This window comes from Neobacillus cucumis (genome assembly GCF_016908975.1).
In the GTDB taxonomy this organism is placed as follows: Bacteria; Bacillota; Bacilli; order Bacillales; family Cytobacillaceae; genus Neobacillus; species Neobacillus cucumis.
The window spans coordinates 117,432-138,483 of record NZ_JAFBEX010000012.1 but is presented as its reverse complement, the minus strand read 5'-3'; the positions used below and the strand labels follow the sequence as shown (position 1 = coordinate 138,483).

At 37.7% G+C, this 21,052-nt stretch carries 21 protein-coding genes; 13 read left to right on the top strand and 8 right to left on the bottom strand.

Annotated features, from left to right (window positions below):
* Window positions 1-258 precede the first annotated feature (258 nt).
* Window positions 259-693, bottom strand: coding sequence for a DUF1885 family protein (locus JOC76_RS17295; RefSeq protein ID WP_205179534.1), 435 nt, complete (start codon window positions 691-693; stop codon window positions 259-261).
* Between the two features lie 270 nt (window positions 694-963).
* On the opposite strand from JOC76_RS17295, the gene JOC76_RS17290 reads away from it, so the two are divergent.
* Window positions 964-1,086 (top strand): GapA-binding peptide SR1P, encoded by a 123-nt coding sequence (locus tag JOC76_RS17290; RefSeq protein ID WP_205179532.1) that lies wholly within the window; start codon window positions 964-966, stop codon window positions 1,084-1,086.
* Between the two features lie 592 nt (window positions 1,087-1,678).
* On the opposite strand, the gene JOC76_RS17285 is transcribed toward JOC76_RS17290, so the two are convergent.
* Complete coding sequence (locus JOC76_RS17285; RefSeq protein WP_205179529.1) at window positions 1,679-3,151, bottom strand: aminotransferase class I/II-fold pyridoxal phosphate-dependent enzyme; 1,473 nt, start codon at window positions 3,149-3,151, stop codon at window positions 1,679-1,681.
* Window positions 3,152-3,361: 210 nt separating this feature from the next.
* Here JOC76_RS17285 and JOC76_RS17280 point away from each other — a divergent pair, with 210 nt between their 5' ends.
* The gene (locus JOC76_RS17280; protein ID WP_205179526.1) at window positions 3,362-4,321 is read left to right on the top strand and encodes an NAD(P)H-dependent flavin oxidoreductase; all 960 of its coding nucleotides are present in this window, start codon (window positions 3,362-3,364) and stop codon (window positions 4,319-4,321) included.
* 39 nt (window positions 4,322-4,360) lie between these two features.
* The gene (locus JOC76_RS17275) at window positions 4,361-4,633 is read left to right on the top strand and encodes a UPF0223 family protein (RefSeq protein ID WP_205179524.1); all 273 of its coding nucleotides are present in this window, start codon (window positions 4,361-4,363) and stop codon (window positions 4,631-4,633) included.
* 237 nt (window positions 4,634-4,870) lie between these two features.
* On the opposite strand, the gene JOC76_RS17270 is transcribed toward JOC76_RS17275, so the two are convergent.
* Window positions 4,871-5,503, bottom strand: coding sequence for a YktB family protein (locus JOC76_RS17270; protein WP_205179522.1), 633 nt, complete (start codon window positions 5,501-5,503; stop codon window positions 4,871-4,873).
* 181 nt (window positions 5,504-5,684) lie between these two features.
* Here JOC76_RS17270 and JOC76_RS17265 point away from each other — a divergent pair, with 181 nt between their 5' ends.
* Both JOC76_RS17265 and JOC76_RS17260 read left to right on the top strand, forming a co-directional pair.
* Window positions 5,685-5,879, top strand: coding sequence for a YkzI domain-containing protein (locus JOC76_RS17265; RefSeq protein WP_205179521.1), 195 nt, complete (start codon window positions 5,685-5,687; stop codon window positions 5,877-5,879).
* Between the two features lie 251 nt (window positions 5,880-6,130).
* Window positions 6,131-6,928 (top strand): inositol monophosphatase family protein, encoded by a 798-nt coding sequence (locus JOC76_RS17260; RefSeq protein ID WP_205179519.1) that lies wholly within the window; start codon window positions 6,131-6,133, stop codon window positions 6,926-6,928.
* Window positions 6,929-7,250: 322 nt separating this feature from the next.
* Here JOC76_RS17260 and JOC76_RS17255 read toward each other — a convergent pair whose 3' ends face one another.
* On the bottom strand, window positions 7,251-7,436 hold the full coding sequence (locus tag JOC76_RS17255) for a YlaF family protein (RefSeq protein ID WP_205179517.1): 186 nt from the start codon (window positions 7,434-7,436) through the stop codon (window positions 7,251-7,253).
* Window positions 7,437-7,581: 145 nt separating this feature from the next.
* Here JOC76_RS17255 and typA point away from each other — a divergent pair, with 145 nt between their 5' ends.
* The 3 genes from typA to JOC76_RS17240 are packed head-to-tail and all read left to right on the top strand — an operon-like array spanning window position 7,582 to window position 10,061.
* Window positions 7,582-9,420 carry a translational GTPase TypA gene (gene typA / locus JOC76_RS17250; RefSeq protein WP_205179515.1) on the top strand — a complete coding sequence of 613 codons (1,839 nt, stop codon included), beginning with the start codon at window positions 7,582-7,584 and terminating at the stop codon, window positions 9,418-9,420.
* Window positions 9,420-9,770, top strand: a complete 351-nt coding sequence (locus JOC76_RS17245) for a YlaH-like family protein (protein WP_205179513.1) — start codon at window positions 9,420-9,422, stop codon at window positions 9,768-9,770. The genes typA and JOC76_RS17245 overlap by 1 nt, the downstream gene beginning before the upstream one ends.
* Window positions 9,771-10,061, top strand: a complete 291-nt coding sequence (locus tag JOC76_RS17240) for a hypothetical protein (protein WP_205179511.1) — start codon at window positions 9,771-9,773, stop codon at window positions 10,059-10,061.
* Between the two features lie 184 nt (window positions 10,062-10,245).
* On the opposite strand, the gene JOC76_RS17235 is transcribed toward JOC76_RS17240, so the two are convergent.
* Window positions 10,246-10,446: a YlaI family protein gene (locus JOC76_RS17235; RefSeq protein ID WP_205179509.1), complete on the bottom strand. Its 201-nt coding sequence runs from the start codon at window positions 10,444-10,446 to the stop codon at window positions 10,246-10,248.
* 168 nt (window positions 10,447-10,614) lie between these two features.
* On the opposite strand from JOC76_RS17235, the gene JOC76_RS17230 reads away from it, so the two are divergent.
* A complete protein-coding gene (locus JOC76_RS17230) occupies window positions 10,615-11,070 on the top strand; it encodes a pyridoxamine 5'-phosphate oxidase family protein (RefSeq protein ID WP_205179507.1) in 456 nt (151 codons plus the stop codon).
* A gap of 211 nt (window positions 11,071-11,281) precedes the next feature.
* Here JOC76_RS17230 and JOC76_RS17225 read toward each other — a convergent pair whose 3' ends face one another.
* Window positions 11,282-11,881, bottom strand: coding sequence for a YhcN/YlaJ family sporulation lipoprotein (locus JOC76_RS17225; RefSeq protein ID WP_205179504.1), 600 nt, complete (start codon window positions 11,879-11,881; stop codon window positions 11,282-11,284).
* A 200-nt stretch (window positions 11,882-12,081) separates the two neighbouring features.
* Here JOC76_RS17225 and JOC76_RS17220 point away from each other — a divergent pair, with 200 nt between their 5' ends.
* Window positions 12,082-13,410, top strand: coding sequence for a PhoH family protein (locus tag JOC76_RS17220; protein WP_205179501.1), 1,329 nt, complete (start codon window positions 12,082-12,084; stop codon window positions 13,408-13,410).
* An 84-nt stretch (window positions 13,411-13,494) separates the two neighbouring features.
* Here JOC76_RS17220 and JOC76_RS17215 read toward each other — a convergent pair whose 3' ends face one another.
* A complete protein-coding gene (locus JOC76_RS17215) occupies window positions 13,495-13,992 on the bottom strand; it encodes a peptidyl-prolyl cis-trans isomerase (RefSeq protein WP_205179500.1) in 498 nt (165 codons plus the stop codon).
* Window positions 13,993-14,190: 198 nt separating this feature from the next.
* Here JOC76_RS17215 and JOC76_RS17210 point away from each other — a divergent pair, with 198 nt between their 5' ends.
* The 3 genes from JOC76_RS17210 to pyc all read left to right on the top strand — a co-directional run bounded on the left by JOC76_RS17210 (window position 14,191) and on the right by pyc (window position 19,348).
* Window positions 14,191-14,472 carry an Fpa/YlaN family protein gene (locus JOC76_RS17210; RefSeq protein ID WP_101647471.1) on the top strand — a complete coding sequence of 94 codons (282 nt, stop codon included), beginning with the start codon at window positions 14,191-14,193 and terminating at the stop codon, window positions 14,470-14,472.
* Between the two features lie 161 nt (window positions 14,473-14,633).
* A complete protein-coding gene (locus JOC76_RS17205; protein WP_205179499.1) occupies window positions 14,634-15,842 on the top strand; it encodes an FtsW/RodA/SpoVE family cell cycle protein in 1,209 nt (402 codons plus the stop codon).
* Between the two features lie 14 nt (window positions 15,843-15,856).
* Window positions 15,857-19,348, top strand: a complete 3,492-nt coding sequence (gene pyc / locus JOC76_RS17200; protein ID WP_205179492.1) for a pyruvate carboxylase — start codon at window positions 15,857-15,859, stop codon at window positions 19,346-19,348.
* 289 nt (window positions 19,349-19,637) lie between these two features.
* On the opposite strand, the gene JOC76_RS17195 is transcribed toward pyc, so the two are convergent.
* Complete coding sequence (locus JOC76_RS17195; protein WP_205179491.1) at window positions 19,638-20,546, bottom strand: COX15/CtaA family protein; 909 nt, start codon at window positions 20,544-20,546, stop codon at window positions 19,638-19,640.
* Window positions 20,547-21,052: the final 506 nt, after the last annotated feature.

Genomic DNA, 21,052 nt, shown 5'->3' with positions numbered 1-21,052 from the left:
AATCATATTACAATTTATGATTTGGAGCGGTTATACATTCATTGAATGGCTTTCAAAGCATGATCAACTTATTTATAAGGTAATAATGTTTTTTGTCTTCTTTTACTTAGCATTTATGCTTGGGAATTATGTGACCAAATCCAAGCGGAAAACACTATTCATTACAGCGCTTAGCCTAGTAATTTATACCTCTATTCATTATACGCTGGCTCTTTTTGTTCATTAAAAAAGACCCCGCTGTTAAGGGTCTATACTTTGCTATTTTCTTGGATAATAGTACATGACACGGTCATTAAACAGATGAAGTTCTCCTTGCAGTTTTTTGGCAAGGAATTTGCAAAATTCATTTGCTTTTCCTTTATCGCCTGTTGTTGATTGATCTGGAAGTGTCACTTGTATGTATTGTTGTTCTCTTTCTGTGCCCTCTTCCTCTTTAATCATTTCCTTATCGATACCAATTAAAATAACATGGTAGCGTTCATGATCAGAGTATAAATAAAATGCCTTTTCCTTACTTTCATTCGTTTCTTTTATTTCATAAGGAAATGCGGATTCCCCATACTGCCAATTCAATTGATTGCCCGTTTTGGCAGTTATATCTTTATAATAATGAAATAAATCTTTTACTTCCTCGGTCGTGATTGTTTGTTTAACAGATGAGGGCACGAGCTTAATAAATGCATTAACAGCCATCACCATTCCCCCTTTTCGAACATGTCTTATGCAATTCTATTCTAGCACTGTTTAAAAAGTACTGACAACATTAAACAATAAAATAAATTTCTTATCATCCTCTATTTTCAAAACGATAAAAATAGACCACAAAATGGTCTTTTTATATGAAAAAATATTTTAATGTGTTATACAAATTGGGCTTGAAAACTTTAATGTGATATATTATTATTGATTTAAGGATATTAGAAAGCGTTTTAATTTGGATAAAATTAAAAAGGGGATGAACAAATGGGTACTATTGTATGCCAATCATGTAATTCTACTATTGATCATTTTGAAGATGAAAAAGTAACAGTGCTTTACGCTAAATGCAGCTGCTGCGATGAATTCAAACAAGACGAAGAAATATAACAAGCAATAATAAAAAGGATTCCTTATTCGGAATCCTCAGGCTATCGATAATTTCGATAGCCTATTTTATTTTATCTTTTTCCTTTAATGAGCAACCGCGTTAATTTGTTAGAATATTAGTTCGGGAAAAATGCTTTATTTTAGAAAGTAAAATTGAGTGAAGTTTCGATAACTCGGAAAGAGCTGCACTGGCTTCGCTACTGTCGGTTACGGAGTTGAAGAAGACAAGTGAACACGCTCATCTTACTGTAGACAGTTAGAATATAAAAAGATTACAACACACTCGGTAAGGTTAGAAAAAGTGTGTTGCAATTCTTTAAGTTGATTTGTTCTCTGTTGATTGGAGCGGAGGGAACTCGACTCCTGCGGGATAGAGACGTCACTGAAGGCCCTGCAGGTGCCTAAGTGCCGCGGAGGCTTCAGAACCTCCCCACGGAAAGCGAGTGCCCGTAGCGGAAATCAACAGGCCCAATTGCAGGGGCAAACTATAAATTTTGTATTTAGATTCTGACAACATAAAAAATTGCCGAGAAAAATACCTTTTCTCGACAATCTGAGGATTCCTTTATTTTGAATCCTTTTTATTTGCAGTTTATTGAATGGCTTTGTATTCTTTAATAACACGGATGGTTTTAATTTCATCATCTTCAGGTCCTTGAACGGGCAAACCAACTTCAAGGTTTTTACGGATATAATGTAAATTTTCCTTGGTGATGATTTCACCTGGAATAAAGATAGGAATACCAGGAGGATAAACCATGACAAATTCTGCAATAATTCGTCCTACAGATTCTTCCAATGGAACCACTTCAGTTTCGGAATAAAAAGCATCTCTAGGTGTTAAGGCTAGGACAGGAATTTCTGGAAGAAGAACTTCTAGAGGTTCAATCTGCCCAACACGATGCTCACATTCCATTTCAAGCTCTTTTAATGCATTAACTAATATGTCAGCCTCCGCCTCGGTATCTCCTAATGTGATGATGCAAAGGATGTTATAAAGGTCTGATAATTCGACTTCGATATTATGGTTTTCCCTTAACCACTTTTCGACCTCATAGCCCGTTAAGCCTAAATCTTTAACGGAAATAATTAATTTTGTTGGATCGTAATCAAATGTTGCTTTAGATCCTAGAATTTCTTCACCAACACAATGAATGTGGTCAATTTCATTAATTCTCTTGCGGGTGGACTGAGCTAATCTAATCGTTTTATCAATTAAGTCTTTTCCCTTCGTTGCGAGCTGTTTACGAGCAACATCCAGAGAAGCCAGCAGTAAATACGATGTAGAAGTAGTAGTAAGCATGCTTAGGATACTTTGAACATGTTTTGCGGATACAAGGCCTTCTCGTACGTTAAGAATCGAGCTTTGTGTCATGGAACCACCAAGTTTATGAACACTTGTTGCTGCCATATCCGCCCCTGCCTGCATCGCTGAAAGTGGTAGTTGATCATGAAAATGAATATGGACACCATGGGCTTCATCAACCAGAACAGGAACATGATAGGAGTGGGCAATTTCCACAATTTTCTTCAAATCGGCTGAAATACCGAAGTATGTGGGGTTAATGACTAGAACAGCCTTTGCATCTGGGTGCTGCTTTAAGGCTTTTTCGACAGAGTCTGTTGTAATTCCGTGTGAGATCCCTAATTCTTTATCTATTTCAGGGTGAATAAACACTGGAATGGCTCCTGAGAAAACGATAGCCGACATAATCGATTTATGAACATTCCTAGGGACAATAATTTTATCGTCAGGTCCACATACTGCCATAATCATGGCGATAATAGCGCCGCTTGTGCCCTGGACAGAAAAAAAGGTACGATCTGCGCCAAAAGCTTCAGCTGCTAAATCTTGTGCCTGTTTGATCATCCCTTTTGGTGAATGTAAATCATCAAGTGGACCAATATTAATTAAGTCAATTGATAATGCATTATCTCCAATAAATTGGCGGAATTCTGTATCCATTCCAGCCCCTTTTTTATGGCCAGGTATATGAAATTGAACTGGATTCTTTTTCGCATGTGCTAATAAACCGCTAAATAACGGTGTTTGTTCTTGTGACAATGATATATACACCTCTTTATTAAAATGCTAAAATTATTCGTCTTGATTCGACATAAAACAAAGGAATTATAGCATTAATCTTTTGTATTTAAAAGGATTTAATTTTAACTTTTGATATATATTTTTCCTAAAGTTAGTTTCCCATTCGAAAAGGAAAATTAACCTTATAACAAGAATAATCAAATGAATATTAAATAAGGAGGATTCCAAATGAAATGGCAAACAAGAGTCAGTGATTTCTTAAACATTCAATTTCCAATTATTCAAGGCGGGCTAGCTTATCTGGCTTATTCTGAATTAGCGGCTGCTGTCTCGAACGCTGGTGGTCTTGGTCAAATTACAGCGATGTCTCTGGCAAATCCCGAATTACTAAGAGAAGAGATTCAAAAAGTAAGACAATTAACAGATAAGCCTTTTGGTGTAAACTTTGCTATCGGTCAGCAAGGAAGACCATTCGCAGACTATCTTCAAGTTGCTATAGAGGAAGAAGTGCCTGTCGTTTCCATGACAGGGGGAAACCCAGCCCCCATCTTTGACCAATTAAAGGGGACCAAAATAAAAAAACTTGTCCTCGTTGCTGCAAGGAGGCAGGCAGTAAAAGCAGAAGAGTTAGGTGCCGATGCAGTGATGGTTGTAGGTCAGGAAGGCGGAGGACATCTTGGCAGAGATGATATAGGATCAATGGTATTAATTCCTCAAGTAGTGGATGCTGTTTCGATCCCTGTCATTGCTTCAGGAGGAATAGGAGATGGCAGAGGACTAATGGCGGCTCTTAGTTTAGGTGCTGAGGGAATTGAAATGGGAACCAGATTTATCGCAACCCAAGAGTGTGTGCATGCACATGAAGATTACAAACGAAAGTTGGTAGAAGGTGCGGAGTACGAAACAGTAGTCATCAAAAGAACACTGGGAGCACCTGGCAGAGCTATTGCTAATAGCTGGACAGGAAAGATATTAAAACTAGAGAGACAAAATGGTGAATATGAACAGTTAAAAGATTTTATTAGTGGAAACGCCAATAAACGGTACATATACGATGGTAAAACAGCGGAAGGCTTTGCCTGGGCAGGACAAGTGATGGGGCTCATAAAGGATGTACCAACTGTGGCGGAGCTTTTCAAGCGGATGATTAATGAGGCGGAACAAATACGTGCAAAATGGGGAAAATAGAGGTATTATACACAATAGTAAAAAAAGGCAGGTGTTTGAATGGAATATCAATATCCAATTGATTATAGTTGGTCAACAGAGGAAATTGTTGATGTGATAAAATTTTTTGAAGCCATTGAAAAGGCCTATGAAAAAGGAATTGAACGCGATGAGGTGATGAATGCCTATCGCAGGTTTAAAGAAATTGTTCCGAGCAAAGCCGAAGAAAAGACGTTATGCGGTGAATTTGAAGAACAAAGTGGTTATTCTTCCTATCGGACAATTAAAAAGGCTAAAGATTCCTCTTCAGGGGATCGAATTATAATGAAATAAGAAAAGCGCAAGCGCCTTGATCAGCCCCGATATAGGGAGATTTATCGATGGCAAGCAAAGCGTAGCCAAAGATTAGTCTTCCTTAATGCGAACAGGAAACGATAGTTTTCTGTAGCCAAGCACAAGTCAATCCGGCCGAAAGGTTGTTCTTTAACCTTTTGGACGGATTGACTTGTGACCTCGAGGGGCTAGGCGCTGGAGCTGGACAATTCTCAAAGTCGATTTTTTATACTTCCTTTATTTTATATTTAAAGCTATTTTATATAATGGGGAGACGTGCTGAAATACCTCTTCTATTTGCGCTAATAACCCCGTACCTCCTAATTCCATTGCCTTTTCTCGGTCAATGGTATAACCGCATAATAATTCAGCCTTTTTTACCGTTTTTAATCGCTCGAATTGAGTAAGTAAATCAGCTTTTGATAACTGTTGGTGTTTGATTGTTTCGGGCTTTGTATGGTCCAAGGACCATGAAAACTCATTTGGGATGTCCTTGTAAATCTTTGCGGCTTTTTTTATGAAGCGCTCAGCCATTACTTCTTTATCCGGTGCCTCATAAATGATTGCAAACCAAATAAATAAATGGGTATGCCAAAGACCAATTTGGAAATGAGGCATCATTTTATAGCCGCGGGGATTTGCCGCAAACGCCACCCATGTATCTTTAGGCGGGTTAATGGTTCGTCTCGCATGTTTAGCTACATGGACAAACATCTCGTCTCCGGTTAGAGATGATAATGTTGGTGCAAAGGAAGCCCCCAGCTTTTCTAATTTAGGACGAATAGTAGTTTTTAATGCTTCCATTCGGGCCTCTAAACCATCTATTAAAAAAACATCAAAATCCTCATTTGTAAATCCACTAAAATCCATTTACTTACCTCCATAGAAAATAGTTTGTCATTTATTGTAGCATAAGACAGATATTCCAAGAAATTTGTTGCTCGCATAGGTTAGTGCACATATTTGTTGCAACATTTCCATATGGCTCATATGATACATTAAAACAAATAATCAGAAAAATTAGTAAAATAAAGAAAGGGGGAGGAGTTTAATGAAACAGTTAATGAATACATCCCTAAAAAAAGCTAGTGAAAAGGAAAAAGCTGCCGTATTACGATTAGAAATGGATTATGAATTGGCCACATTATTTGAGGCAATTGAAGAAAAAAATGAAAAGAAAATGAAAGAATGCAAGCAAAAATTAGAAAAGATCCGTTTGGAATTATTACGGTTAAAGGCCTTCTGATTGATTCAATTTAAGGAGAACAAAATTAGAATGAACCATGGTGTAATATTTTATCGCTTGATTTAAACGAACTCCAAGTGAGATATAGGGGAGTTCGTTTATTATTGTGCTGCTTTGTGTGAGGAGTTGAACTTTTCGGTTTGCCAAAAAGTTGCTGTTACCGATCATTTTGATTAATCTAGAATTACATCAATTTATCAAGCATGTCTCATACTACATACATTGGATCATGGAAGAAATGGAGGAACACTATGAATTGGGAAATAATTGATACCCATGCAAAGCAATGGGTAAAAGAGGCAGGAGAGAAAATTCGTTTATCTTTTAAATCAACGTTAAATATTGAAACGAAATCAAATCCAAATGACCTTGTTACAAATATTGATAAAGAGATTGAACAATTTTTTATCCAAAAAATCAAAGAGGTTTACCCTGAACATAGAATCATGGGTGAAGAGGGGTTTGGCGACAAACTTCATAATCTGGATGGGATTGTTTGGTTAATCGATCCGATTGATGGAACCATGAATTTCATTCATCAACAAAGGAATTTTGCCATCTCTATCGGTATTTATGAAAATGGAGTAGGAAAAATTGGTCTCATTTATGATGTGGTTCATGATGAGTTGTATCACGCAATTCGTGGAAAAGGTGCTTACATAAATGAAAAACCAATACCAAAACTAAAAGAAACAACCATTAAAGAATCCATTCTAGCCTTGAACGCCACATGGGTTGTGGAGAATAAGCGGATTGATCATAACCTAATGATTCCATTAGTCAAAGATGCTAGGGGAACCAGGTCCTATGGCACGGCAGCTATTGAACTCGTATTTGTTGCAACTGGCAGGGTTGATGCTTATTTCTCTATGCGACTGGCACCCTGGGATGTTGCAGCAGGTGCTGTTATAATAGAAGAACTTGGTGGAGTGGTAACCAATTTAAGAGGGGAAAAACTCAACTTTCTTTCTACTGATTCCTTGTTAGCCGGGAAACCAGGGCTACACCAAGCGATTTTAAATGACTACTTAAAAGGCGGTCAATGGTAATAAGCCAAAACTTAAGAAGAAGCCTGGGTGGGTACCCAGGCTTCTTTAAAAGATAAGAAAGAACATTTGACTTTGAGAATTGTCCAGCTCCAGCGCCTAGCCCCTCGAGGTCACAAGCTTATCCAGTTGCGGCTCCTTGGGACTCAAGTCATAATCCCCCCTGAAGAAGGCAAAGAACGCCTTCTTGCAGGGTGCGTCTTAGCCTAAAGTCCCAGAACAGTCGCCTCCACATTTAGATCAATCCGTCCAAAAGGTTAAAAGGCAACCTTTCGGCCGGCTTGTCTTGTGCTGGTCGGGGCTGAACAAGGCGCTTGCGCTTTTCTTATAGTTCTCCATTTTCACGCATTTTTCTTTTTGTTTTAAATCCCAAACCCATAATAATAATCACCGCTGCAATACAGCCTAGTGCGCCAATGAAACTTTTTTCACTAATTGCAATTCCGATTCCGACAATACTTGCAGCTGCAAGTATCGCATAGATAAGTAAAGGCCATTTCACATTATTCATCTGCCCATTCCCCTTTTTGCATGCTAATAATAATTTTACACAAAATCATTTCAGGTTTCCACTTTAAATGTGGTATAATGTTTTAGTTGTATATGAAAAACTATAATTAAAATAATTTTAATGAATAAAGGTAGGAGTGGAATTTTTGAATATAAGAAATGATATACGTAATATAGCAATCATTGCCCACGTTGACCATGGGAAAACGACATTGGTGGACCAACTGCTTAAACAATCCGGAACATTTCGTACTAATGAGCACGTTGAAGAACGTGCAATGGATTCAAACGATTTAGAGAGAGAACGTGGAATTACAATTCTTGCAAAAAATACAGCTATCCAATACAAAGATACTCGAATTAACATCTTGGATACTCCAGGACACGCTGACTTCGGCGGTGAAGTAGAGCGAATCATGAAGATGGTTGACGGTGTATTACTTGTTGTTGACGCCTATGAAGGTTGTATGCCGCAAACACGTTTTGTGTTAAAAAAGGCTTTAGAACAAAACTTAACCCCAATTGTTGTTGTCAATAAAATTGACCGTGACTTTGCCCGTCCATTAGAAGTAATTGATGAAGTCCTTGATTTATTTATTGAACTTGGAGCGAATGAAGACCAACTTGAATTCCCAGTTGTTTATGCCTCTGCGATTAATGGAACGGCAAGTACTGATCCTGAGAAACAAGACGAAAACATGCAGTCATTATATGACGCGATTGTAGAACATATCCCGTCTCCAGTTGATAATAGTGATGAGCCGCTTCAGTTCCAAGTAGCATTGTTGGATTATAATGATTATGTTGGCCGTATTGGTATCGGACGTGTATTCCGTGGAACGATGAAGGTTGGACAGCAGGTTGCACTTATGAAAGTTGATGGTACTGTTAAGCAATTCCGTGTTACCAAAATCTTCGGTTTCTTTGGATTAAAACGTCAAGAAGTAGAAGAAGCAAAAGCAGGTGACTTAATCGCTGTTTCCGGTATGGAGGACATAAACGTTGGTGAAACCGTTTGTCCAGTTGAACACCAAGAAGCCTTACCGATTTTAAGAATTGATGAACCTACATTACAAATGACCTTTGTTGTCAACAATAGTCCATTTGCGGGTAGAGAAGGTAAATACTTGACTGCAAGAAAAATTGAAGAAAGACTACGTGCTCAATTGCAGACAGATGTAAGCTTACGTGTCGATAACACAGATTCACCTGATGCATGGATTGTTTCCGGCCGCGGTGAGCTTCATTTATCAATCCTAATCGAAAATATGCGTCGTGAAGGCTACGAGCTTCAAGTTTCCAAACCAGAAGTAATTGTAAAAGAAATTGATGGTGTCCGTTGTGAGCCAGTTGAACGTGTTCAAATTGATGTTCCTGAAGAACATACAGGTGCCGTAATGGAATCAATTGGAGCACGCAAAGGCGAAATGATTGATATGATTAATAATGGCTCAGGTCAAGTGCGTTTAATCTTTAATGTTCCAGCCCGTGGTTTAATCGGTTATACAACCGAATTTTTAACTATGACACGTGGTTATGGAATTATTAATCACACGTTTGACAGTTACCAGCCAATGCTTCAAGGACAGGTGGGCGGAAGACGTCAAGGAGTTCTTGTTTCAATGGAATCTGGAAAAGCCTCTACCTATGGAATTATGCAGGTTGAAGACCGCGGGACAATCTTCGTTGAACCTGGTACCGAGATTTACGAAGGAATGATTGTTGGAGAGCATACTCGTGAAAACGACATTACGGTTAATATCACGAAGGTAAAACAAGCAACCAATGTTCGTTCTGCAAACAAAGATCAAACGTCAGTTATTAAAAAACCTAGGATTATGACGTTAGAAGAATCACTTGAGTACTTAAATGAAGATGAATATTGTGAAGTAACACCTGAATCGATTCGACTAAGAAAGAAGATTCTTGATAAAAATGAACGTGAAAGAATGGCTAAAAAGAAGAAATATGCTGAAATGAGTTAATGATTAAAGAGGTGCAAACCGTGGAAGAATTAAAATCCTTCTCTCCGAGTTTAAGATTCTTTATTGAACTTACAAACGATATAAAAACTGGTGTTATTTTACAATATATTTTTATTGTTATTTTATCAGTTATTGTTTATCGTCTAGGTTTTGCAAAAAAGTTGCCCCTTGGTAAAAATATTGTAATTTATTTCAGTCTATGTGTTGGCTGCATATTGATGTTGTTCTTCTCATACGCATTACCGATTGCAGAAGGGTTAGGTGTTGCGGCTTTATTGTTAATTGTTTATAAAATACGCCTGCACCAAACAAAAAAGCAGTCAAAAAGCGAAGTAACAGGAGGGAAGTAGATGCAGTCATTACAAGATGCACTCTATAATTGGCTAACCATTAAAGTGGTTTGTGATGCCCGCCCTGATGATGCAGCAGCCATTGAGACACGGGATTTCTTTGAGGAGATACTAGCCTCACAACATCATGTTTCTAATATTGAAACGACAACAGATGATGTCATGTATTATGTTTCCTATCAACAGGGAAATGAAACAAAAAAAGGGCGTTATCCTCGTGAACTAATTGAAATTATGATTAATCAAATTAATCTAGAGCCTGATAAATATAAAGACTACCCAAATGATTAATTTAAAAAAACGCTTGGATCTTTCTTAAGATCACAAGCGTTTTTTTTTATTATGAGACTTGTCCAGCTCCGGCGCCTAGGGGCTCGTGGTCATAAGCCAATTCGTCAAGAAGGCTAAAAAACAGCCTTCTCGCCGGCTCGTCTTATGCCTGTCGCCCCTGTTCAAGGCGCTTCCGCTTTTCTATTTACCATTCATCTTTATCAGATTTTGGTCTATATAGGTGAAAATTTCCTGATTCGATTCGGTCATTTGTTTTTTGGGTAATTCTCTTGCTGCAGTCATGGCACATATATGTATGAATGGGACGGTTCCGTAGCTTTTTGGCAATCAGGGATTCATCGTCAATTGGTTCTATCTTATCGCAAATTACACATTTTACTCTCATTTAAGCACACCTCTTTCGTTCTTTCTTTTGAATAACCAAATGTTTGTAATATAGTATACCATGTTCAAACATCTACTGGTAATTCAATTGGTTAGAGTTGATGAAATATAGGGATAGTAGTAATATGAGAATATCTGTTTTTAGGAATGACTAAAGGGGGTGTGTTAGATGGCAAATCAAGTAGAACCGAAACTAATTCAGCCATTATATGATGAACTGCAAAAGGAAAGATTTGTTACTTTGGCAACTGTTGATTTTGAAACAGGGGGTCCGAATGTAAGTGCTATTTCCTGGGTATGGGCAAAAGACGAAGGGACCATCTATTTTGCTGTTGATAATCGTTCGCGTATATTAGTAAATATAAATCATAATCATAATGTTGTTATTAATTTAATTGCTAACGAATCCACATACTCAATTCAAGGCAAAGCTCATGTAAAAGAAGAAAGATTACCAGAAGTACCATTAAAACTGGCATTAGTAGAAGTTGCAATTAATGAAGTTAGAGATGTTATGTTTTATGGGTCTAAAATTGTTACTGAAGTTCAGTATGATAAGACATATGATAAGAAAGCAGCTGAAAGGCTTGACCAACAAGTCATGGAAGCAATGAAAAAAGCTTAGTTGAATCTAAGCTTTTTTCATCGTTTATAAATTAAAAAATTTTCCCTAGTGGATAACTGTTAATATAAGGACTTTCTACGTCCAGCTCCAGCGCCTAGCCCCTCGATGGTCTACAGCCACTCAGGGAATGAAGGCAAAGAACGCCTTCTTTCCCTGAACGTCTTATGCTTGTTGGGGCTGAACAAGGCGCTTGCGCTTTTGTTTTTTTAAGTTATTTCTTTTCCTTATAATGATTCGATTGGTCATTTTGCTCTTTTTTCAGCTTTTTTTCTTCATTCCCTTGCAGTTTGTTATTAGATTTTTCGGTTGCATTTTTAGGGTTAGGTGTAATGATATCACCTGGTACTTCAGGTATTAATCTTCCAGCAACATCTGCAAGTTCCTGCATAATTCCTTGGAGCGGTCTGCCCTTTTTTATTTCTGCTTGTATTTCTCTTAGCCGTTGATTCGTGTCCACATCTGCTACAACAATAGCTTTCGCACCATAAGGATCTTTTCGTAAACTTTCAGCAACTGAATACTTAATGGAACCAACCTGAGACCTGTCAATCTTTGAATTAACATCAATACCGACAATGGCATATCTTCCTAACACCACCGCAGTTGCATCTGACACATTAGGGATACTTGTAGCTAGGTCAACAAGCCGCTTGGAAATTACCTGCCCAGATTTACGGTCTACATTTTCACTATAACTGTTCTTTACATTGACAAGTGATTGTTTGCCGTTATTTGCGTTCTCCTTCTGACCAGTTAAATTACAGCCGGCTAATAGTAAACTGAGGGTTGTTAGTAATACGATTTTCTTCATTAAACCACCTCCAAGAATAAATGAATGGTTCATTAGGCTTGAACAATAATCTTTTATACAAGTATTTAGTCTTAATAACAATTATTGTGTGGAACGCATTCTATCTTTATTCCAATAATCATATATTTAACCAAAGTGCAATCTAGCAAAGGATTGTTGAATCTTATTAGCCGTACACCAGTCAAGCAGGAGGCGTTGCTTTGAGTAAAATATACGTGTTAGATACAAATGTCTTGCTCCAAGACCCGTATTCCATTTATTCGTTTGAAGACAATGAAGTTGTGATTCCGGCAGTGGTACTTGAAGAAGTGGACTCAAAGAAAAGATATATGGATGAAGTTGGAAGAAATGCAAGAGAGGTCTCGCGGCTAATTGATGGTCTTAGAGCCGCTGGAAAATTACATGAAAAAATCCCCTTAGAGAACGGGGGAACGATTAGGATTGAATTAAACCATCGATCCTTTCACGAACTACAAGACATTTTTGTTGAAAAAACAAATGATAATCGCATTCTAGCAGTAGCAAAAAATTTATTCTTAGAGGAACAAGCAAAGGAAAATGGCAAACCTGTCATCATTGTCAGCAAAGATGCATTAGTGCGAGTAAAAGCAGATGCAATTGGACTTGCAGCGGAGGATTTCTTAAACGACCGGGTTGTCGAAGTGGAACATATTTATACAGGTTTTTTTGAATTACTCCTCCCAATCGAAATGTTAGGACGGTTTTACGAAAAAGGAGAGTTGTCACTTTCTGAGGTTGCTAACCATCCGTTTTATCCGAATCAATTTCTCATTATGAAGGATATACTGGGCAGTTCAGCTTCAGCAATCGGGATGGTTGACAAAACTAGTAAAAAAGTAAAGAAGTTAACATTAAATCAGGAGCATGTGTGGGGAATACACTCTAGAAATGTACAGCAAACGATGGCAATCGAATTGTTGTTACGTAAAGATATCCCGCTCGTTACATTAACCGGAAAAGCAGGGACAGGAAAAACACTGCTTGCACTGGCATCTGGCTTAATGCAAACAGAAGATTTTAGAGAGTACAAAAAGCTTTTAGTGGCAAGACCAATTGTGCCGGTTGGCAAGGATCTCGGATTTTTGCCTGGTGAAAAACAAGAAAAACTCAGACCATGGATGCAGCCAATTTATGATAACTTGGAATACCTTTTTAATACGAAAAAACCGGGTGAGCTTGATGCCATTTTAGCGGGAATGGGGTCAATCGAGGTGGAAGCATTAACGTATATCCGTGGAAGAAGTTTACCAAAGCAATTTATCATTATAGATGAAGCGCAAAACTTAACCAAGCATGAAGTGAAAACCATTTTAACAAGGGTAGGGGAAGGGAGTAAAATAGTTTTGATGGGGGATCCAGAACAGATTGATCATCCATACCTTGATGCTTATAACAATGGATTAACATTTGTAGTTGAGAGGTTTAAAGATCAGGAAATTTCCGGACATGTTAAGTTGTTAAAAGGAGAACGGTCAGGATTGGCAAGATTGGCTGCTGATTTGTTGTAGGAACAGAAGTTAAAAGCACATGTGAAGAACGGATGGGCTAAAACTAAAATCTAAAAGCGGGTGCCAACTGGGCACCCGCTAATGTCACTTGATGGTAAAGCCGATAATATTTTTTATCGGATTTTGCTGATTTGAGCCATCACCAAAATAAATATGTACTGGTCCGTCAATTGATAGTGGTTTTCCATTTTTTGAATAGCCTAAGATAAAATGATAGGCGGTTTCAAGTGGATATTCTATTTCATCTGTTGACGTATGAACCACCAAATATTTTGCATCAGGAGCAGGCTCCGCATTTAATATGAATGGTTTAAATGGAATGCCGAAAGTACCAGTTAGTACTTTTTCTTTTTCGAATTTTCTTTCGGTCTTTAATGTTGGGGGAAAGATTGCCCCTTCCATTATTTCACGATCCCAGTGTTTAGAGACAGCTTTTGTATAGGCCTCATTAGCATTTGTTGTTTCCACTTTGTTTGTAAAGTAAGTGGTTAAATCAACTCGGCGGTCATCAAAAATCCACACACTCGGATCAAGAGTTATGGTGTATTTTACATTTCCAGATATGGTCAAAATATTTTCCATCATCCATCCCCCTCAAGTCTAACCTGCGTTTAAAATAATAGTTAATACTCTTCTTAAGTATATCTTTTTTTAATGTGGTTGTCATAAGTAAGTATAACTCCTTTTGTTAATATCCTTGATTTTTCTTGCAATTTTGTGGGGTTAACGGTAAAATTTATAGATAAGTTGAATTATCGCTCTGAAATGGGGGGATCAATGTTGGCGTCTGAAATGATCGTGAATCACCATGAAAAAGCCTATGCCTTACTTCAGGCTGACGCTGAAAAAATTTTAAAGCTTATCAAAGTGCAAATGGACAATCTCACGATGCCTCAATGTCCTCTTTATGAAGAGGTATTGGATACACAAATGTTTGGTCTTTCAAGAGAAATAGACTTTGCTGTACGATTAGGCTTAATAGATGCTAAGGATGGAAAAGCAATTCTAGATCAACTAGAGAGAGAATTATCTGCTCTTCACGATGCATCCTTAAAAAAATAATCATTAAATAACTCAAACAATACAACGTAATGTTTGGGTTTTTTATTATATCAATCTCTTTATTAAAATCTTGTAACAAATAAGAATTCCCTCAAGTAATATACTAGGTTTTCTATTATAATTAGGTATATTATCTATTTTTGAAAATGAGGACGTCTTAAATGCTGAAAAAAATATTAAAATCATATGATTATACCTTGATTATTGCCATTATTCTTTTGTGCGCGTTTGGGCTAGTCATGATTTATAGTGCCAGCATGGCATACGCTGTTCAAAGGTATCAAGTAAGTAGTGACTTTTTCTATCAAAGGCAAAAAGTATTTTTGTTAATATTTGCTGTTATTTTTATATTTACAGCACTTGTTCCATATAAAGTAATGAACTATACGAAAGGGTTTCAGGCCCCAATGGTTATGGCTTCCATTGGTTCCCTACTTGGTCTCTTTGTTTTTGGACAAGTTAAGAACAATGCCCAAAGCTGGTATCAACTCGGATCCTTTCTTTTTCAGCCAGCTGAATTTGTAAAACTCGCAGTGATTATTTATTTAGCTTCGGTTTATGCGAAAAAACAACCGTATATTAACCAATTTAATAAGGGAGTTCTTCCACCATTAGTCTATTTATTTATCGTCTGCGTCCTTATTGCTGCACAGCCGGACTTTGGAACCGCAGCAATTATCGCTGCAATTGGTGGAACCATTATTATTGCTTCTGGAATGAACTTTAAAACTATCTGGAAATTAGTACTGATGGCTCTAATAGTTCTTCTGCCGCTAGTTCTAGTTTCATGGGGGAAGATATTTTCAAAAGAGCAAATGAGCCGATTTGAAGTAATGAGTAATCCATTTGATGAAAAATATGTTCAGGATGCCGGCTTTCATCTGGCCAACTCCTATATTGCGATTGGATCCGGAGGAGTAAACGGGCTTGGATTGGGGAAAAGTATTCAAAAGCTAGGCTATTTGCCAGAGTCCCACACAGATTTTATTATGGCTATTATTGCTGAAGAATTAGGAATTTGGGGGGTAGGTTTTGTTATTCTCCTCCTAGCCTATATTGTTTTACGGGGAATACACATTGGTATGAAATGTAAAGATCCGTTTGGAAGCTTATTAGCGTTTGGTATTTCTAGTATGATTGGTATTCAAACTTTTATTAACTTAGCAGGGGTATCTGGAGTGATTCCGCTGACAGGTGTACCACTACCATTCATCAGCTATGGAGGATCATCATTATTAATGCTTGCTGGAGCCACAGGGATTCTTGTAAATGTGTCGATGTTTGTAAAATTTGAGAGTAAGTATAAAAACAAACAGGGACAAGTTGACAGAAAGCGGAAGACTGAAGATGGAAAGGTTTATTATCTTTAAAGAAAACGCAGGGAATGATTTCCCTTGCGTTTTTAAAATACATAGAATACGAGGTGTTTTACGTGATTAGACAGATAAATAAAGTTTTGGTCGCTAATCGTGGAGAGATTGCGATACGGGTTTTTCGTGCTTGTACTGAACTGAATATTCGGACTGTTGCCATTTATTCGAAAGAAGATTCAGGTGCCTATCATCGATACAAAGCAGATGAGGCATACTTAGTAGGAGAAGGGAAAAAGCCAATTGACGCCTATTTAGATATTGACGGTATTATTGACATTGCTAAAAAAAGCGGTGTGAATGCCATTCATCCTGGCTATGGGTTTCTCTCAGAAAACATCCATTTTGCCAAACGATGTGAAGAAGAAGGGATTATCTTTATCGGACCTACTTCAACCCATTTGGATATGTTCGGGGACAAGGTGAAAGCAAGAAAACAGGCGGAACTTGCCAATATTCCTGTGATTCCAGGAAGTAATGGTCCTGTTCATAATGTTCATGACGTGGAAGAATTTGCAGCTCTTCATGGATTTCCAATTATCATTAAAGCCTCACTAGGCGGAGGCGGACGTGGGATGAGAATTGTAAAAAGCGCTGATGAAGTGAAAGAAGCATTTGAACGAGCAAAGTCAGAAGCAAAAGCAGCTTTTGGAAATGATGAAGTATATCTTGAAAAATTAATTGAAAATCCTAAGCATATAGAAGTCCAAATCATTGGTGACCATCATGGTAATATCATTCATCTCTATGATCGCGATTGTTCTGTCCAAAGACGTCATCAAAAGGTGGTTGAGGTGGCTCCAAGTGTGTCCATCTCGGAAGAGTTACGTCAAGAGATTTGTCAAGCAGCCGTAAAATTAATGAGTAATGTCCAGTATTTAAATGCAGGTACAGTAGAATTCCTTGTTGCCAATAATCAATTTTATTTCATTGAGGTAAATCCAAGAGTACAGGTGGAACATACAATTACTGAATTAGTAACTGGAATTGATATTGTTCAGTCACAAATTTTAGTATCTGAAGGCCACGAATTGCATGGTCCAATTATTGGAATACCTGTCCAAGAGAAAATTCAGTTGAACGGTTTTGCTATCCAATCAAGGGTTACAACTGAAGACCCGCTAAACAATTTTATGCCTGATACCGGAAAAATAATGGCTTATCGTTCTGGTGGTGGATTTGGGGTTCGTCTTGATGCCGGGAATGGTTTTCAAGGAGCTGTGATTACCCCTTATTACGATTCACTGCTTGTTAAACTATCAACGTGGGCATTAACTTTTGAGCAAGCCGCTGCTAAAATGGTTCGGAATTTACAGGAATTCAGGATTAGAGGGATTAAAACGAATATTCCGTTTCTGGAAAACGTTGTAAAACACGAAAAGTTTAGAAATGGTGAATATGATACTTCGTTTATTGATAATACACCAGAATTATTTATTTTCCCTGTAAGTAAGGATAGAGGAACAAAGCTATTAAGTTATATTGGAACAGTAACTGTAAATGGATTTCCTGGCATTGAAAAAAAGAAGAGACCCGTCTTTTCAAAACCAAGAATTCCAACGTTAAAATATGATGTGCCTTATCAAGATGGAACTAAACAAATTTTAGATAAGTTTGGACCTGATGGTCTGGTTCAATGGATCAAAAATCAACAGCAAGTGTTATTAACAGATACTACTTTCAGGGATGCCCATCAGTCATTATTAGCGACTAGAATGAGGACTACAGATATTTATCATATTGCAGAGGAAACAGCAAAATTATTACCTGATTTATTTTCGTTTGAGATGTGGGGCGGAGCAACATTCGATGTTGCCTACAGGTTCTTAAAGGAGGACCCATGGGACCGTTTGTTAGCTCTCCGTGAAAAGATCCCTAACGTTTTATTTCAAATGCTGTTACGTGGTGCAAATGCTGTTGGCTATAAGAATTATCCAGATAACTTAATTCGTGAATTTATTCATCAATCTGCTGCTGCTGGCATTGATGTCTTCCGGATTTTTGACAGTCTAAATTGGGTAAAAGGCATGGAAGTTGCTATCGATGCAGTCCGTCAATCTGGAAAAATTGCTGAGGCAGCTATTTGTTATACTGGTGATATTCTAGATCCATCTAGAGCCAAGTATAATCTCAATTATTACCGTACATTGGCAAAAGAGCTCGAGCAGCAAGGTGCACACATTCTAGCGATAAAGGATATGGCTGGTCTTTTAAAACCAGAAGCGGCCTATCGCTTAGTATCCGAATTAAAAGAAGCGGTTGATATTCCAATCCATCTTCATACACATGATACGAGTGGAAATGGAATTTACACTTATGCACGTGCCATTGAAGGCGGAGTCGATATCGTTGATACAGCTCTAAGTACGATGGCAGGTTTAACATCGCAGCCAAGTGCGAATTCCTTATTCTATGCGCTAGATGGAAATAAGAGAAAACCAACTGTAAATATTGATGGGGTAGAGAAGCTATCCTATTACTGGGAAGATGTTCGGAAATACTATCATGATTTTGAAAGTGGAATGGTTTCTCCTCATTCAGAAGTGTACCAGCATGAAATGCCAGGTGGTCAATATAGCAATTTACAACAGCAGGCGAAAGCTGTTGGGCTTGGCGAAAAGTGGGATGATGTTAAAACCATGTACTCCCGAGTAAATAAAATGTTTGGGGACATTGTCAAGGTAACGCCTTCTTCAAAAGTTGTTGGGGATATGGCCTTGTTTATGGTTCAAAATGAACTAACGGAAGAAGATGTTTTATTAAAAGGAAATAGTCTGGATTTCCCTGACTCTGTTGTTGAATTATTTGAAGGGTCTTTAGGACAGCCATATGGAGGTTTCCCAGAAGAGCTTCAAAAAGTGATTCTAAAAGGCAAAAAGCCTTTGGAGGTTCGCCCTGGAGAACTTCTGGAAGAAGTAGATTTTGACAAGCTTAGAGAAGAATTGTATGGGGAACTTGGCAGACAGGTAACAGATTTTGAGATCTTATCCTATGCGCTCTATCCAAAGGTATTTTTAGATTATGTTAAGGCTGTTGAACGGTATGGAAATATCTCGATGCTAGATACACCAACATTCCTATATGGAATGAGGCTTGGTGAGGAAATTGAGGTAGAAATTGAAAAAGGTAAAACGTTAATTGTTAAGCTTGTTTCAATCGGTCAGCCGCAGGCAGATGGTACAAGAGTCGTTTATTTTGAGCTAAATGGCCAGCCGCGTGAGGTATCAATTAAAGATGATAGTATTAAAGCGACGGTTGTATCAAGATTAAAGGGTGACCCCAAAAACGAAGAGCATCTTTCTGCTACGATGCCGGGAACTGTTATTAAAGTTTTAGTGGAAAAAGGAGAGAAAGTAGAACGAGGGGATCATTTGCTGATTACCGAAGCAATGAAAATGGAAACAACCGTTCAAGCTCCATTTTCTGGTGTTGTAAAAGATTTATACGTAAAAAGCGGAGACTCCATTCTTACAGGAGATCTTTTACTTGAACTAACAAGAGCGTAAAGATTTAGCTGTATTAAAGGCAATTGTTGTTTTGTAACAATGTTGATTGAAACGGAAGGCGCTCGACTCCTCTAAAATGCTATCGCATTTTCTTCGTGCGTGGGCGGATTCGAGGAAGAATTTCAATATCCTGCGGGAGTACGGGGCTGGGGAGACCCCGCAGACGCTTCTGCGTCGAGGAGGCTCCCCGGCACGCCCGCGGGTTTGCTGAGCGCCTGTAGCGGAAATCAACATTCAGTTTTAACACAGCTAAAGAATAAAAAAAGTTACCGGGATACCGGTAACTTTTTTAATGGTGATTTCGTCGCGATCTTGAATACAAAAGGAGAAAATAACTTAATACTCCAAACAAACAGGTAATAAAAAAAGCATGCAGAAGAGCTATGTAAAGGTTTAACAAACTAAAAATAATCAAAGCACCCGCAATCACTTGTAAGGTGACTAAGATGAAAGCAATCATCCATCCCCAATAAATTACCTTCTCTTGTCTATAATAACGTGCTGCAAGGTAAAAAATATAAGCTATCCAGATAAAAATTAACCCAGCTGCCGCACGATGCCCCATTTGCACCCATTGGTAAATATCTGCTGGCAAGGACAATTTGTCACTTGAACAGAAAGGCCAATCGAGACAGACAAGGCTTGCTTTCATATGGCGGACTAATGCACCTGAATAAATAACTAAGTAACTGTAGATAGAAACCCCAACAATATGAAATCCCATCCGTTTATCAATGTAGAGTTTTTCAGCATCAAATTTCTTATCAACCTCAAATATTAGCAGCGTAAGTAAAAAAACAGCTGCAAAGGAGATAAGTGAAATTCCAAAATGCAGGGCGAGGACAAAACTTGATTGACCCCAAATGACCGCGGCTGCTCCAATTAATCCTTGTAACAGTAAAAAGAAAAATGAGAGTAAGGATAGAAATTTTGTTTCTCTAATATGACCTATTGCTATCCAAGACCAAACGGATAAGGCTAGCACCATAATACCACCGACACCTGAGACAAGCCGATGGGCTAGCTCGATGACCAATTTTGGAGTTATTTCCGAGGGAACAAAGCTGCCGTTACATAACGGCCAAGACCTTCCGCATCCCATTCCAGATCCTGTCTTTGTTACCAAGGCACCGCCGATTAAAATAAAGATCATTGCGATTGTCGTTGCAACCGCTAACCACTTTAAAGACCGCCGCAAAAAGTTCACCTCTTAAAGTTCAATAATTTGTCATTGGTTAATCCTGACAGTATAATTAATGAAAAAGAAACTAGATTGAAAAGTCCCTATTAATCATAACCAAAATTACCAAAAAAGAACAGAATTTTAGCCGATAATTAGAAATAAAGTAATAGATGAAAAATAACTATATATCACTATTATTATTGTGAAAATAGTGAGAATGGTTGAATCTTAATTTTATGACTGTAAAATAATCAATAAAGGTATGCTAAAAGTATGGAAAAAGGAATAAATAATAATCTAACCAAATGGAAGGATTAACCACTTTATTCATTCCTTGTCACATTTTAGCTTAAAATTATTCGAAAAAAATTCACAAAAATAGTAAAAAATGTGATTTAATATACAGAGAAAGTGTTTTGTGAAATGTGCTTTTTTCGTTTAAATATATTTATGTCATAGATTTTTAAAACAATAAAAAGGTTTATCTATATACCTAGTCAGCACTATATATTAATAATTCT

Coding starts and splice junctions, on each gene's coding strand:
- JOC76_RS17295 (WP_205179534.1), bottom strand. CDS start 693: ATGGCTGTTAATGCATTTATTAAGCTCGTGCCCTCATCTGTTAAACAA.
- JOC76_RS17290 (WP_205179532.1), top strand. CDS start 964: ATGGGTACTATTGTATGCCAATCATGTAATTCTACTATTGATCATTTT.
- JOC76_RS17280 (WP_205179526.1), top strand. CDS start 3,362: ATGAAATGGCAAACAAGAGTCAGTGATTTCTTAAACATTCAATTTCCA.
- JOC76_RS17275 (WP_205179524.1), top strand. CDS start 4,361: ATGGAATATCAATATCCAATTGATTATAGTTGGTCAACAGAGGAAATT.
- JOC76_RS17270 (WP_205179522.1), bottom strand. CDS start 5,503: ATGGATTTTAGTGGATTTACAAATGAGGATTTTGATGTTTTTTTAATA.
- JOC76_RS17265 (WP_205179521.1), top strand. CDS start 5,685: ATGAAACAGTTAATGAATACATCCCTAAAAAAAGCTAGTGAAAAGGAA.
- JOC76_RS17260 (WP_205179519.1), top strand. CDS start 6,131: ATGAATTGGGAAATAATTGATACCCATGCAAAGCAATGGGTAAAAGAG.
- JOC76_RS17255 (WP_205179517.1), bottom strand. CDS start 7,436: ATGAATAATGTGAAATGGCCTTTACTTATCTATGCGATACTTGCAGCT.
- JOC76_RS17245 (WP_205179513.1), top strand. CDS start 9,420: ATGATTAAAGAGGTGCAAACCGTGGAAGAATTAAAATCCTTCTCTCCG.
- JOC76_RS17240 (WP_205179511.1), top strand. CDS start 9,771: ATGCAGTCATTACAAGATGCACTCTATAATTGGCTAACCATTAAAGTG.
- JOC76_RS17235 (WP_205179509.1), bottom strand. CDS start 10,446: ATGAGAGTAAAATGTGTAATTTGCGATAAGATAGAACCAATTGACGAT.
- JOC76_RS17230 (WP_205179507.1), top strand. CDS start 10,615: ATGGCAAATCAAGTAGAACCGAAACTAATTCAGCCATTATATGATGAA.
- JOC76_RS17225 (WP_205179504.1), bottom strand. CDS start 11,881: ATGAAGAAAATCGTATTACTAACAACCCTCAGTTTACTATTAGCCGGC.
- JOC76_RS17215 (WP_205179500.1), bottom strand. CDS start 13,992: ATGGAAAATATTTTGACCATATCTGGAAATGTAAAATACACCATAACT.
- JOC76_RS17205 (WP_205179499.1), top strand. CDS start 14,634: ATGCTGAAAAAAATATTAAAATCATATGATTATACCTTGATTATTGCC.
- pyc (WP_205179492.1), top strand. CDS start 15,857: ATGATTTCCCTTGCGTTTTTAAAATACATAGAATACGAGGTGTTTTAC.